Here is a 13,570-nt window from a genome sequence, read left to right as displayed (position 1 = left end):
TTAGATGGCGAGCTTGAGCGAATTCAACAGGGACTGCAGCCCCCTCCATGATCGGTATCGTCGTCGTCACCCACGGCCATCTCGCCGACGAACTCGTGGCCGCCACCGAGCACGTGGTCGGCCCGCTTGATGCGTGCAGCGCCATATCGATCGGTCCGGACGACGACATGGAGAAGCGACGCGAGGACATCCGGGCCGTGGTCGACGAGGCCGATCAGGGCGAGGGTGTCGTCATCCTCACCGACATGTTCGGCGGCACCCCTTCCAATCTCTCGATATCGCTCCTGGAAAAGAACCGGGTGGAGGTCATCGCCGGGGCGAACCTGCCGATGATGATCAAGCTCGCCGAGGCGCGCGCGGACACGCCGCTGAAGGAACTCGCCGAGGCCGCCGCCGAGGCCGGCAGGCGTTATATCGCTGTCGCCTCCGCGATCCTGGACGGCAACGGGTGAGCGCGAAGAAGACCGTGACCGTGTGCAACCGGCGCGGGCTGCATGCCCGGGCGGCGGCGAAATTCGTCGCCGCGGCCCGGCGCCATTCCGCGCGCGTCACCGTCGAGCGCGACGGCGAACGCGTCCCTGGAAGCTCGATCATGGACCTGCTGATGCTCGCCGCCGGCCCCGGCACCCAGCTCGTCATCGAGGCGGAGGGTGAGGAGGCCGAAAGCGCCGTGGAAGACCTCGCGAGCCTGGTGAGCTCGGGGTTCGAGGAAGAGGACTAGGCTCGGCTGCCTTCCGCGTTCCGTGCGGTCTCGCCGGCGAGACGCCCGCCCACGGTCAGCTGCGTGCGGGCTCCTCGGCATCGGTCGTGGCCGTTTCGCTGTCTTCGCCCTCGCTCGGCCGCGGCATCGGCGGGGGAGGAGGCAGGGAGATGTCGCGCGCCGCGTAGCGCGGATCCTCGCCGCCTGCCGGCTTTTCGGCGATCTCGTCTCGCAGGTCTTCCGCGTCGCCGCCTTCGGCCGTGACCCCGTCCGCGTCCCCGGGCTCGGCGAGGGCCGGCTCGCCGGCCTCCACCCGCGCAACGAAACCATCGGGCCGGCCGGTCTCGTCGTCCTCGGCGGCCTCGCCTTCGGGCACTTCGACACGGTCCTGCGCGGCCTGCGTCCCGCTCGCGGACTCGGCGGCCGCCTCGCTTCCCGCTTCGCTCTCGCTGTCCGCGGTCATTGCCTCGTCTTCGCCTCGCGCCGCCGGACGTTTCAGGGCGCCCGTTTCGCGTGCCGCCCTCTCGGCCGCGGCGGCCGCCGCGGCGGTCGCGCTGGCGTGCCCGGCCGGTTGCGTGTCCTCGCCGCGAGCCTCCGGCTCGCCGCCCGGCTGCGCCCCGGCATCGGTCTCCGCCGTCTCTGAGTCGAGTGTGAGCGTGTCTGCGCCGGCATGCGCGCTCGCGCCGGCCGGGGCGACCATTTCCTCGGGCGGATGGCGCAACAGGTGGTCGGCGAGGCGCGCGATGCGCTGCTCCAGCCGCCAGACGTCGCGTGCGCGGTTGATGGCACCGCCGATCAGGAACAGGAGCGTCACCCCGGCGAGCGCCAGCAGGGCAGGCAGCGCGGCCTGCTGAGGTCCGGCGAGCCCGATCGCCCCGACGCCGATCGCGCCGATGAGAAGGGGAAGCCACAGCAGCCGCCAGGACCGCGCCGCGAAGGCGATGACCGCGCCGAGTGCGACCGCGCCGGCGAACACGAGGGTGAGGCCGTGGCCGGCCAGGGCCGGCACCGCACCCTCGATCCCCGCCGCGAGCGGGCCGGCCGTCCCGGACAGGCGCCAGGCGGCGAGGTCGGGCATGGCCGAAGCCGTGAGCGCGAACACGTCGAAGGCGGGCAGGGCCGACAGGCTCGCCGGAAACAGCTCGACAAGGAAGGCGCGAAGCGCCGGCCAGAGTACGACCGCCATCGCGGCCAGCAGGGCCAGCATCGAGGCGAGCCAGTTGAGATTGCGCGCCACGCCGGCCTTGGCCAGCACGGCGCTCGCCTCCGGCTGCGTCCGCGTCCAGCTGCTTTCCGAATAGTTGATCACCGCGACGGGACGCGACTTGCGCGCCGGGCCGGGCTGGACCCGAAGCACCGCGGCGAGATCGCCCGGGGCGAGCGCGAACCTGGATTCGGAGAGCCGCACCGCGTGGCGCGCGCCGTCCACATCCTGGATCCGGCGCTCGTCGGCGCGCGCGCGCGGATCGGACCCCACCACCTGGCCGGGCGCCGCATAGAAGTCGACGGTCTTCCGGCCGAAACCCTGGCTCGCGTGAGCCGTCGGCAGATTCGCCATGATCGTATTCCCCTCATCGCACCCGGCCGGGTCTGCCCTGCGCCGCGCGCCGCCCCCCGGCCGCGCGGCCGCAATCCCGGTCCGCTTTCGCAACGCTCGAGCCGCGCCGGTGTCTCCCGGCGGCACACGAAGATCGTTACCGGATCGTTTATACAAGAAGGATACCGGATTCAGAAACCACCAAGTCCGATGGTGCAGGATTTTCATCCAACCTTCACGAATCCGTCGTTGCCGGACGCCGTTTGCGGGATGGAGGGCGAGTCGTTATACACCGCCTCGCTCATTCCCCGGCAGGCCTTCCCCGGCCGCCGCCACCGCATGCGAAACAAAAAGGCACATCCATGACCCTTCTGCACGACGCCGCGTCGAAGAACGACAATTACGTCAAGGACATCTCCCTGGCCAAGTGGGGCCGCATCGAAATGGAGATGGCCGAGATCGAGATGCCGGGCCTGATGGCGCTGCGCGACGAGTACAAGGGCAAGAAGCCGCTCGCGGGCGCGCGCATCGCCGGCTCGCTGCACATGACGATCCAGACCGCGGTGCTGATCGAGACGCTGGTCGAGCTCGGCGCCGAAGTGCGCTGGGCCTCGTGCAACATCTTCTCCACGCAGGACCACGCTGCCGCCGCGATCGCCGAGCGCAAGATCCCGGTCTTCGCCTACAAGGGCGAGACGCTGAAGGAATACTGGGAGTTTGCCGACGCCATCTTCCACTGGCCGAACGGCGAGACCGCCAACATGATCCTCGACGACGGCGGGGACGCCACCATGTATCTCCAGCTCGGCACCCGTGCGGAGGAGGACCCCTCCGTGCTCGGCGAGCCGAAGTCGGAGGAGGAGAAGTTCCTGTTCGACACGATCCGGCGCCGCATCAAGGCCTCGCCGGGCTGGTTCGCCAAGGCCAAGGGCGCGATCAGGGGCGTGTCGGAAGAGACCACCACCGGCGTCATGCGCCTCTATCAGATGGCCAAGCGCGGCGAGCTCGCCTTCCCGGCGATCAACGTCAACGACTCCGTTACCAAGTCGAAGTTCGACAACCGCTATGGCTGCCGCGAGAGCCTGGTGGACGCGATCCGTCGCGGCACCGACGTGATGATGGCCGGCAAGACCGCCGTGGTGTGTGGCTACGGTGACGTCGGCAAGGGCTCGGCGGAATCCCTGGCCCAGGCCGGCTGCCGCGTCTCGGTCACCGAGATCGACCCGATCTGCGCCCTGCAGGCCTGCATGGACGGCTTCGCCGTTGTGCGCCTGGAAGACGTGATCGGCGAGGTGGACATCGTCGTGACCGCCACCGGCAACAAGGACGTCGTCACCGTCGACCACATGCGCTCGATGAAGAACATGGCGATCGTCTGCAATATCGGCCATTTCGACAACGAGATTCAGGTCGAGGCGCTCAGAAACTTCCAGTGGACGAACGTGAAGCCGCAGGTCGATCTCGTGGAATTCCCCGAGGGCCACAAGATCATCCTGCTGTCCGAAGGTCGCCTGGTGAATCTCGGCAACGCCAACGGTCACCCGAGCTTCGTGATGAGCTCCTCCTTCACCAACCAGGTGCTCGCCCAGATCGAGCTCTGGACCAAGGGCGATCAGTACAAGAACGACGTCTATATCCTGCCCAAGCACCTGGACGAGAAGGTCGCCGCCCTGCACCTGCCCAAGCTCGGCGCGAAGCTGACCGAGCTGACCCCGGAGCAGTCCGACTATATCGGCGTCGAATCCAAGGGCCCGTTCAAGGCCGAGCACTACCGCTACTAGGAGCGAAGCTCCGAAGCGAAACGGGAAACCCCGCCGGTTCCGTGCCGGCGGGGTTCTTGTTTCGGCGTACACCGCTTGCGTGGCGCTCCGTCCCGCGCCAGTTTCGGCCCCATGCGCTTGCTCTTCCTCTTCGCCCCGCTCCTGCTTTCCGCCTGCGCCGCGGTCGACAGCGTCAACCCGCTCGCCGATCCGCGCGAGCGCGGCCCGTTCGTCGCGCGCTCGGACTTTCCCAATCCGCCCAATGTCGGCGCAGCGGCCTCGGGCGAGGGGTGCCGGGGCGAGCCGCTGCAGGCGGTCGCCGCGCCGATGCCGGACTATCCCGCCCGGGGCTGGAGCCGCGGCCTGCAGGGCTGGTCGATCGTCGAATTCGACGTGGAGGAGAGCGGCGATGTGGCGAATGTCCGCGTCGCGCGCGGCGTGCCCGGCGGCAGCTTCGACCGTGAGGCCGCGGAGGCCGTCGAGGACTGGCGCTTCCGCCCGCTCTCGCAGGGCGCCTACCTGACCGGCTGTGTCGTCCTGTTCGAATTCCGCATGGGCGAGGTGACGGTGCGCTGACCCGGCGCGGCCTGCGGCCGGCCTTATGCGGAGATTGGCACTCGACAGGGCGCCGCTCGGATGGGAGTGTTGTCGAATGAAGAGGTTCGTGACAGCGCTGGCGGGCACTTGCGTCATCGCCGCAGCAGCGCCGGGCGCGGCCGCTGATCCGGTCTCCTGCGAGACGGCGCGCGAGGACGGGCTGGCTTCGGCAGCCGATTTCGCCCCGCATGCACTGCCTGCCGCGATCTGGCGCATGGCCTATCACGGCGACAACGACTACCGGGCCGCGGTCGAGGTGCGATACCGGGTCGATGCGGACGGGCGGGTGCGCGATCTCGAGTTTCTGGGCTTTTCCGGGGCACCGCGTTCCCATCACCGTCATCTGAGACAAGCCAGCCGCCGCGCCGTGCGGGACTGGCGTTTCGACCTGGACAGGGTCACGAACGGCCGGCCGGTGGCAGCCTGCGAGGATGTCATCGTCTACGCCTACGACCATCCCCATCCGCGCTAGCGGCAGGCGAGTTCGTTACCCCGTCGCCAGATGATTCACCATCCGGTAAAGTTCTGATTCGTGAATCGGAAGCGCCCCGGCGCCACGATCCGGGCCGCGGCGCGTCTGCGCGGCGGGGGCGGAACAGGGAAAGTCTCCATGGCGGTCGCCGAGCCGGTCCAGCTCGCCACCTATATCGTCACGGCAGGCGCGGTCGCGTTTGCCGTCGCCGCCGCGCTGTGGGCCTTCCGGCTGACGACCGGCGTGCGCCGCGTCCAGGGCCAGTGGCGCCGCCGCGTCGCCTGGCTGGAGGACCGTCTGGCTCAGGCCGACAGCGTGTTCGGCGCCCATCCCGGCCTCGTCATCGTCTGGGAGACCCCGCCCGATCCGACCGCCGCCGAGTGGGCACGCCCGAAGGTCTATGGCTCGCCGACCGCGCTGGCCGCCATGCTCAAGTTCGCCGATCTCGGCGCCCCGGGCGGGGCCAATCCGGCCGCCGCCCTGCTCGACGGGCTCGGCGATCTCGAGGCGCGCTCGGCGGGCGGCGAGGACACCACGCTGCGCCAGCGCATGACCGCGCTGATGGAAACCGGCCAGGCCTTCTCGTTGACCATCGCCGGGCCGTCCGGGCGGTTCATCGAGGCCGACGGGCGCGCGGCCGGGGCCCAGCTCGTGCTCTGGCTCACCGACGCGACGATCCGCGGCCTCGAGGAATCCGGCGCGCGCGGGCGTCTGGAGGAGGCGCGCCGGGTCGTCTCCGAGGATCCGCTCGCCTTCCTGGACATGCTGGGCCGCGCGCCCTACCCGGCCTTCCGCCTGAGTTCGGCGGGCCGACTGGAATGGGTGAATGCCGCCTATGTCGAGGCGGTCGGCGCGGAGAACGCGCAGGCGGTCCTGTCCGGCCAGGTCTTCCTCGACGCCGCGATCAAGGAGCAGGCGCGCGAAGCGCTGCGCTCCGGGCAGCCGCGCCGCTCGGTGAAGGCGGCGGTCCTGCACGCCCAGCGCCGGGTGATGGAGCTCGCGCTCTTCCCCGTGTCCGGCGGGGTCGCGGGCCTGGCGCTCGACGTCACCGAGGGCGAGGAGGCCAAGGCCCAGCTGGAACGCCTGTCCGAGGCCCATGACGAGACCCTCGACCACATGGCCGAGGCGGTGGCGATCTTCGACCGGTCGCGAAAGCTCAGCTTCTACAACCGCGCCTTCGCCCAGCTCTTCCGTCTCGAGGAGGCGACGCTCAACGAGCGGCCCTCCCACGGCGCGCTGCTCGACCAGCTGCGCGAGAAGCGCCTCCTGCCCGAGCAGGCCGACTATGTCGCCTGGAAGGAAGCCGAACTCTCACAGTACGAGAACCCGCCGACCGCCGAGACCCCGGACGAGCTCTGGCCGCTGCCCGACGGGCGCACGCTGCGCGTCGCGCGCCAGCGCCACCCGTCCGGCGGGCTGCTCTTCATTTTCGAGGACATGACCGACCAGCTGACCCTGCAGGCGCAGTACAAGACGCTGCTCAAGGTCCAGCGCGCCACGCTCGACAAGCTGAACGAGGCGGTCGCGGTGTTCGGGTCGGACGGCAGGCTGAAGCTCTCCAACGCCGCCTTCGCGCGGGTCTGGAAGCTCGATCCGGAAACCCTGGAGAACGCGCCCTTCGAGGAGGTCGCCGACGCCTGCCATCCGCTGCATCCCGATCCGGAAGCCTGGAGCGCGCTCAAGGCCCGCATCACCGATCCCGGGCCGGATGCGCGCAAGGCCACGACCGGCGAGATCAGGCGCTCGGACGGCACGGTGCTGACCTGGCTGTCACGCCCGCTGCCCGACGGGGCGACCCTGATCGCCTGGGACGACATCACCGACAGCCGGCGCATCGAGGCGGCACTGCGCGACAAGGCCGAGGCACTGGAGGCGTCCGAGCGCATCAAGACCGAGTTCGTCAAGCACGTCTCCTACCAGCTGCGAACCCCGCTCACCACGATCGGGGGCTATGCCGATCTCATCGCATCCGGGCTCGCCGGCGAGCTCAACGAGGCCCAGCAGAGCCATCTGGGTGCGATCCAGACCGCCTCGAGCCAGCTTGCCAAGCTGATCGACGACATCCTCGACATCGCCGCCATCGATGCCGGCCAGCTCGAGCTCGAACTCGGCGACGTGCGGCTCGGAGAGCTCACCCGCGAGGCGAGCGAGCTGATCGCGAGCCGGGCCGAGCACGAAGGGGTCAGGCTGAGGCTCGAGACCGAGGGCGATGCCGGGGCGATCCGCGCCGATGCCAACCGCATCAAGCAGGTCCTCTACAATCTCATCACCAACGCGATCGATCACGTCGATGCCGGCGGCACCGTGGAGATCGGCGCCGAGGTGGAGGGCAGCGAGGCGCGCCTGTGGGTCGCCGACGACGGGCGCGGCATCGCGCCGGAGCGCCAGGCGAAGATCTTCGAGCGCTTCGAGCGCGGCGAGGGCGGCGGGGCCGGGCTCGGCCTCGCCCTCGTCAACGACATCGTGCGCCTGCACGGCGGCTGGGTGGAGCTGGAAAGCGAGCCCGGCGAGGGCACGCGCGTGACCTGCCACCTTCCGGTGACCGCCGCCATCGAGCACTCCGCCCCGGAGCTGGCGCTGAAGGGCGGCCGCAAGGCCTGAGCGCTTGCCGGCCCGGCGTGCGTGTGGCTTTCTGCCGCCATGATCAGAGCTCTTCTCTCCACCGCGCTCCTCGCCGCGACGACCGCCGCCTCCGCCCAGGAAGGCTTCGACCCGCTCGACACCTCCCGCCTGCTGCGCGCGGAGACGCGTGCGGCGGCCGCAAACGCGGATATCGAGGCGGCAAGGCGGACCAATGCCGCCGCGCTCGCCCTGCAGCCCGGCCAGCCCGGCCTTCTGTCCAACGCCGTGATCCTGGCCGGCATGGCCGGCGACGCGGAGGGCCGGATCGCCGCGCTCGAAGCGATCGCACGCGCCGGGCTGGTCTTCGACCTCGACGCGCTGGACGCGCTCGATGCCTTGCGCGCGGCCGCGCCGGACCGGATGGAGGCGGTCGCCGCGCGCCTGTCCGCCAATGGCGCGCCGAAGGGCGGGGCCGAACGCCTCGCGACGATCGCGCTTCCCGATGCGCTGATCGAGGCGCTGGAGATCGATATCGAGACCGAGCGGCTGTTTCTCGGCGGGGTCGCGGAACGGGCGATCTGGGTGGTCGAGCACGGCAGCCAGGAGCCGCGCCTCTTCGCCGATGCGGGCGACGGGCTCCGCTCGGTCTTCGGGCTCGCCGTGGATTCGCGCAATCGCCTGCTCTACGCCACGACCGGCACCGTGCCCCAGACGCCGCTCGGCGAGGGCGAGGCTCCCGATACCGCGCTTCTCGCATTCGACCTGGTCACCGGCGATCTCATGGTGCGCCACGAGATCGAGGGGGCCGGGCAGCTGTCCGGCCTCACCGTGCGCGACGGCATCGTCTATGTCGGCGACAGCGGGGCGGACCGCGTCTATCGCCTGACCGGCCCGCTCGCCGATCTGGAAATCCTCGCAGAGGATACCCGTTTCGCCTCGCTCCAGGGCGTCGTCGCGGCTGCCGGCTCGGTCTGGGTCGCGGACTACGCGCTCGGCCTGTGGCGCATCGATCCCGGCACGGGTGAAGCGCGCCTGGCGCGCACGCCGGCCTCGGGGGAAAGCCTGGTCGGGCTCGACGCGCTGGCCGTCGGCCCCGACGGGGCGATCTACGCCGTGCGCAACGGCGCGGCGCCGATGGGTGTCCTTCGCATCACGCTCGATGGCGAGGGGCGTCTCGCCGACGCCGAGCCGGTGCTGACCTCCCATGCCGCTTTCGGCGCGCATGGCGAGCCGACGAGCCTTCAAATCGCCGACGGGCGCGCCTTCCTGCTCGCCAATGCCCAGTGGGCGCTGTTTCCCGAGGACGGGTCCGCACCCGAGGCCGCGCGCGAGCCGGCCGTCGTGCTGACCTGGCCGGTGGAGTGAGCTGCGCCGGCCGCTGCAGGGTTAATGGGCATTTACGACCTTTGAAGACTCTTCGCGCAGTGTTCTCGCGATGAGCCAGCGTCCCGCCTCCGCCCCGAGTCCCGAGCGTCCGCGCGCGAGCTTGTTCGCGCGCCTGCGCACGCTCGCCACGGGGCTTGCCATGACCGGCCTCGGCGCCTTCCTGCTGGTCGCCGCGCTCAGCCATCATCCGCTCGATCCGAGCCTCAATGTCGCCTCCGGGGAGCCGGTGAGAAATCTCGCCGGGCCGCGGGGCGCCGTCGCGGCCGATCTCCTGCTGCAGAGCTTCGGCTGGGCCGGACTCGGGCTCGCCCTGATCCTGGCCGGCTGGGGGCTGATCCTCGTCGTCGCCGGCCCGCGCGGACGCCCGGGCACGGTGATCGTGTTCCGCATCCTGTGCGCCGTGATCGGGGTGTCGGGCTTCGCCGCGGCGCTGTCCTCCCTGCCGATGCCGCTGAACTGGCCCTTCGCGGCCGGGCTCGGCGGGGTGTGGGGCGACCGGCTCGCCTTCGCCGCAGCCGGCGCGCTCGCCGCGCTCTCGGTTCCGGCGAGCCTTGCCGTCGCCGGGGCGATCGGTCTCGTCGCCGCAGTGCTCGGCACGGTGTTCTGCTTCGGCCTGACCGCGCGCGATCTCGCGAGCGCGCGCGACAGCGCGGAGCTCGCCTGGGTGACGGCCCGGGTTTGGATCGACCAGATCGCCGGGCGCATCCCGCGTCCCTGGCGGCGCGACGAGCGCGAGATCGTCACCGCACCCGTGCGCGACGGACGCGCCGAGACCGCGCCGGCCTTCCTGAAGGGCGAGAGACCGTCGCGCCGCGAGCGGGCGAGGGCGCGCAAGGAGCCGCCCGCGCCCTCGGACCGCATCGCGCCGAGCGTCAAGGTCGCGCCGAAGAAGGCGCCCAAGCCGTCCGGCCGCGAGGCGCGCGAGGCCCAGGGCGCGCTGCCCTTCGCGGAGGCGGAAGGCTTCAGGCTGCCCCGGCTCGATCTCCTGAAGCCCGCCCAGCCGCGCGCCGAGATGGCCGATTCCGATGCGCTCGCGCAGAACGCGGAACTGCTGGAATCCGTGCTGTCCGACTTCGGCGTGAAGGGCGAGATCACGCAGGTCCGCCCCGGCCCGGTGGTGACGCTGTACGAGCTCGAGCCCGCGCCCGGCGTGAAGACCAGCCGCGTGATCAACCTGGCCGACGACATCGCGCGCTCGATGGCGGCCGTCGCCTGTCGCGTCGCGGTCGTGCCGGGCCGCAACGCGATCGGCGTCGAGCTGCCCAACCAGCACCGCGAGACGGTCTATCTGCGCGCGCTCCTGTCCTCGACCGGGTTCGAGAAGGCCAAGGCCGAACTGCCGCTCACCCTGGGCGAGACGATCGGGGGCGAGCCCTTCTTCGCCGATCTCGCGCGCATGCCGCACCTGCTGATCGCCGGGACCACCGGCTCGGGCAAGTCTGTCGGGATCAACGCCATGATCCTGTCGCTGCTCTACCGCCACGCCCCGGCCGACTGCCGCTTCATCATGATCGACCCCAAGATGCTGGAGCTGTCGGTCTATGACGGCATCCCGCACCTGCTTTCCCCGGTCGTGACCGACCCGAAGAAGGCCGTCGCGGCGCTGAAATGGACCGTGCGCGAGATGGAGTCGCGCTATCTGAAGATGTCCAAGGTCGGCGTGCGCAACATGGACGGCTTCAACGACAAGGCCAGGAAGGCCCGCGAAGCCGGCGAGATGCTCGAGCGCACCGTGCAGACCGGCTTCGACCGGGAGAGCGGGGAACCGGTCTACGAGACCGAGACCATCGAGCCGGTCCACATGCCCTATATCGTCGTGGTGATCGACGAGATGGCCGACCTGATGATGGTCGCCGGCAAGGAGATCGAGGGCGCGGTCCAGCGCCTGGCCCAGATGGCGCGCGCGGCCGGGATCCACCTCATCATGGCCACCCAGCGCCCCAGCGTCGACGTCATCACCGGCACGATCAAGGCGAACTTCCCGACGCGGATTTCCTACCAGGTCACTTCCAAGATCGACAGCCGCACAATCCTCGGCGAGCAGGGCGCCGAGCAGCTGCTCGGCATGGGCGATCTTCTCTACATGGCCGGGGGCGGGCGCATCCGCCGCCTGCACGGCCCCTTCGTCACCGACCGCGAGGTGGAGGAGGTCGCGAACTTCCTCAAGAAGCAGGGCACGCCGGACTATCTCGACGAGGTCACCCAGGACAGCGACGAGGACGGCGGGGACGGCGATCTCTTCGGCTCGGAGGGCGGCTCGGGCGACGATCTGTTCGACCAGGCCGTCGCCGTCGTCGCGCGCGACCGCAAGGCCTCGACGAGCTATATCCAGCGCCGCCTGCAGATCGGCTACAACCGCGCCGCCAGCCTCATCGAGCGCATGGAGGACGAGGGCATGATCGGGCCCTCCGACCATGCCGGCAAGCGCGAGATCTTCCTGCCCGAGCGCGAGGACGTCTAGGACAACCCTCCCTCTGCCCGGCGAGAGACCGCGGCTCACACGATCGTGAGCCCCTTCGCCCGGCACCGGCGCTAACCTCGCGGCGATCGACAACCCGGGAGGCTCCCCATGCGTACCCTTCTCGCCCTTGCTGCCGCCGCGACGCTCGCCGCACCCGCCACCGCTCAGGTCTTCGGCTTCGAGCGGGTCTGGAAGACGGGCGGCTTCGCCAATCCGGAGTCGGTGCTCTACGTGCCCGGGCTGGACGCCTTCCTGGTCTCGAGCATCAACGAGGGCGTGCCGCTGGACGAGGACGGGGACGGCTTCATCTCGCTGCTCTCGCTCGAGGGCGACATCGTGACCTCGCGCTTTGCCGAGGGGCTCGACGGGCCGAAGGGCATGGCCGCGACCGGCGACCGGCTCTACGTCTCCGACATAAACGATCTCGTGGAGATCGATCTCGCGACCGGCGAGGTTCTCGCCCGCTACGCCGTGGAGGGCGCGCAATTCCTCAACGACGTGACGATCGGCCCGGACGGCACGGTGCTCGTCTCCGATTCCCGGACCGGGCGGATCCATGCGCTCGAGGGCGGGGCGATGACCGTCTGGATGGAGGGCGAGCCGCTGGCGCGCGGGCTCAACGGGCTGATGGCCGAGGACGATCGCCTGCTCGCCCTGGTCGGCGACGTGCTCTGGGCGATCGATTGGCAGACGCGCGAGGCGAGCGAGGTCGCCAACGGCTTCGGCGGCGGGGACGGCCTCGTGCCGGACGGGCGCGGCGGCTACGTGCTGACCCAGTGGCCGGGCCGCATCTTCCATCTCGACGCCGAAGGCGAAGTCACCGTGATCTCCGACACCCGCCTGATGGGCATCAACTCGGCCGATCCGGGCTACGCGCCGCAGGCCGGCCTGTTCGCGATCCCGACCTTCTTCGACAATGGCGTGCTGGCCTTCCGGTGGGCGCAGTAGCGCAGCCGGGCGAAAGGAACCTCCCTCCGCCTCGATGAGGAGGGCGGGAAGGGTTCGGGACCTCTCGGATCAGCCGCGCGGGCCGGCCCGCCAGCCCTTCACCACCTCCGCCACCCGGTCCGCCAGCCGCGCGAGCCCGTCCGCGTCGAGCCGGTCGGTGTCCAGCGTCGCCAGGAATTCCCCCCCGATCCGCGCGCGCGACCTCGCGTAGGCGGGGTCGTAATGGGTTTCCATGAGGCCGCGGGCGAGATCGGCAAACCGGCCCTGCCCGGCGAGGGCCCGCCACTCCTCGATCATCGCCCCGCCCACGAGGGGCTTGAGCGCCGTCAGGCAGGCCTCGAGACGTTCCGGGTTGGACAGCAGTTCGGGATAGGCGGCGACGAGATGGTCGGCGCGCGCCTGCGGCGGGGCGCTGATCTCGATGCGCGGGGCCGCCTCCATCGCCTTCCAGAGCACGGGCGGGACCGAGCGCAGGCCGACCTTGCTGGATTCCGCCTCGATCACCACCGGTCTCGCGGTGTCGAGCCGGGACAGCGCGTGCCACAGCCGGCTCTCGAAGCCCTTCTGGCTCGGCTGGGCGTCGAGGCCGAGCCCGCCGAAGATCGAGCCGCGATGGCAGGCGATCGCCTCCAGATCGAGCGCCTGGACCCCTCTCTCCTCGAGCAGCGGCAGGAGGGCCGTCTTGCCCGTGCCGGTATTGCCGTCCAGGAGGATGACGGGCGGCAGCTCCATGCCCTCGTAGAGGGCGTGCTGGACATGGGCGCGATAGGTCTTGTAGCCGCCCTTCAGCGTCGTTGCCGGCCAGCCGACCTGCGTCATGATCAGCGCCATCGAGCCCGAGCGCTGCCCGCCGCGCCAGCAATAGATCAGCGGCGAATAGCCGGCCGGCTTGTCGGCGAGCGCGGTTTCGAGATGGCCCGCGATGTTCTTCGCCACCAGCGCCGCGCCGAGCCGGCGCGCCTCGAAACGCGAGACCTGCTTGTAGATCGTGCCGACCCGTGCGCGCTCCTCGTCGTCGAGGACGGGCAGGTTGACGGCGCCGGGCACGTGATCCTCCTCGAACTCGGCCGGGCTCCTGACATCGATGATGTCGTCGAACCGGCCGAGGACGGATTTGTCGAACTGATCGACGGGATCGCGCACGTGG

Annotated in this window: 11 protein-coding genes; 9 read left to right on the top strand and 2 right to left on the bottom strand. The window is 70.5% G+C overall.

What is annotated here, in order from left to right:
• Positions 1-47: 47 nt before the first annotated feature.
• Both JW792_RS11220 and JW792_RS11215 read left to right on the top strand, forming a co-directional pair.
• Positions 48-452, top strand: coding sequence for a PTS sugar transporter subunit IIA (locus tag JW792_RS11220; protein ID WP_135995756.1), 405 nt, complete (start codon positions 48-50; stop codon positions 450-452).
• Entirely contained in the window at positions 449-721 is a 273-nt protein-coding gene (locus JW792_RS11215; protein ID WP_135995757.1) for an HPr family phosphocarrier protein, read from the top strand. The genes JW792_RS11220 and JW792_RS11215 overlap by 4 nt, the downstream gene beginning before the upstream one ends.
• A gap of 55 nt (positions 722-776) precedes the next feature.
• Here JW792_RS11215 and JW792_RS11210 read toward each other — a convergent pair whose 3' ends face one another.
• Positions 777-2,258, bottom strand: a complete 1,482-nt coding sequence (locus JW792_RS11210; RefSeq protein WP_135995758.1) for a hypothetical protein — start codon at positions 2,256-2,258, stop codon at positions 777-779.
• A gap of 341 nt (positions 2,259-2,599) precedes the next feature.
• Here JW792_RS11210 and ahcY point away from each other — a divergent pair, with 341 nt between their 5' ends.
• The 7 genes from ahcY to JW792_RS11175 all read left to right on the top strand — a co-directional run bounded on the left by ahcY (position 2,600) and on the right by JW792_RS11175 (position 12,423).
• Positions 2,600-4,018 carry an adenosylhomocysteinase gene (gene ahcY, locus JW792_RS11205; protein WP_135995759.1) on the top strand — a complete coding sequence of 473 codons (1,419 nt, stop codon included), beginning with the start codon at positions 2,600-2,602 and terminating at the stop codon, positions 4,016-4,018.
• Between the two features lie 111 nt (positions 4,019-4,129).
• A complete protein-coding gene (locus tag JW792_RS11200; protein ID WP_135995760.1) occupies positions 4,130-4,573 on the top strand; it encodes an energy transducer TonB in 444 nt (147 codons plus the stop codon).
• Between the two features lie 76 nt (positions 4,574-4,649).
• Entirely contained in the window at positions 4,650-5,066 is a 417-nt protein-coding gene (locus tag JW792_RS11195; RefSeq protein WP_135995761.1) for an energy transducer TonB, read from the top strand.
• A gap of 138 nt (positions 5,067-5,204) precedes the next feature.
• Entirely contained in the window at positions 5,205-7,667 is a 2,463-nt protein-coding gene (locus JW792_RS11190) for a sensor histidine kinase (protein WP_135995762.1), read from the top strand.
• A 39-nt stretch (positions 7,668-7,706) separates the two neighbouring features.
• A complete protein-coding gene (locus JW792_RS11185) occupies positions 7,707-8,993 on the top strand; it encodes an NHL repeat-containing protein (RefSeq protein ID WP_135995763.1) in 1,287 nt (428 codons plus the stop codon).
• A gap of 70 nt (positions 8,994-9,063) precedes the next feature.
• Positions 9,064-11,475: an FtsK/SpoIIIE family DNA translocase gene (locus tag JW792_RS11180; RefSeq protein WP_135995764.1), complete on the top strand. Its 2,412-nt coding sequence runs from the start codon at positions 9,064-9,066 to the stop codon at positions 11,473-11,475.
• 108 nt (positions 11,476-11,583) lie between these two features.
• Complete coding sequence (locus JW792_RS11175) at positions 11,584-12,423, top strand: SMP-30/gluconolactonase/LRE family protein (RefSeq protein ID WP_135995765.1); 840 nt, start codon at positions 11,584-11,586, stop codon at positions 12,421-12,423.
• A gap of 69 nt (positions 12,424-12,492) precedes the next feature.
• On the opposite strand, the gene mnmH is transcribed toward JW792_RS11175, so the two are convergent.
• The gene (gene mnmH, locus JW792_RS11170; protein ID WP_135995766.1) at positions 12,493-13,566 is read right to left on the bottom strand and encodes a tRNA 2-selenouridine(34) synthase MnmH; all 1,074 of its coding nucleotides are present in this window, start codon (positions 13,564-13,566) and stop codon (positions 12,493-12,495) included.
• Between the last annotated feature and the right edge of the window lie 4 nt (positions 13,567-13,570).

It is taken from the genome of Marinicauda algicola (genome assembly GCF_017161425.1).
Classification (GTDB): Bacteria; Pseudomonadota; Alphaproteobacteria; order Caulobacterales; family Maricaulaceae; genus Marinicauda; species Marinicauda algicola.
Note: the sequence above shows the minus strand (reverse complement) of the source record. Positions and strands in the feature narration are given on the sequence as shown.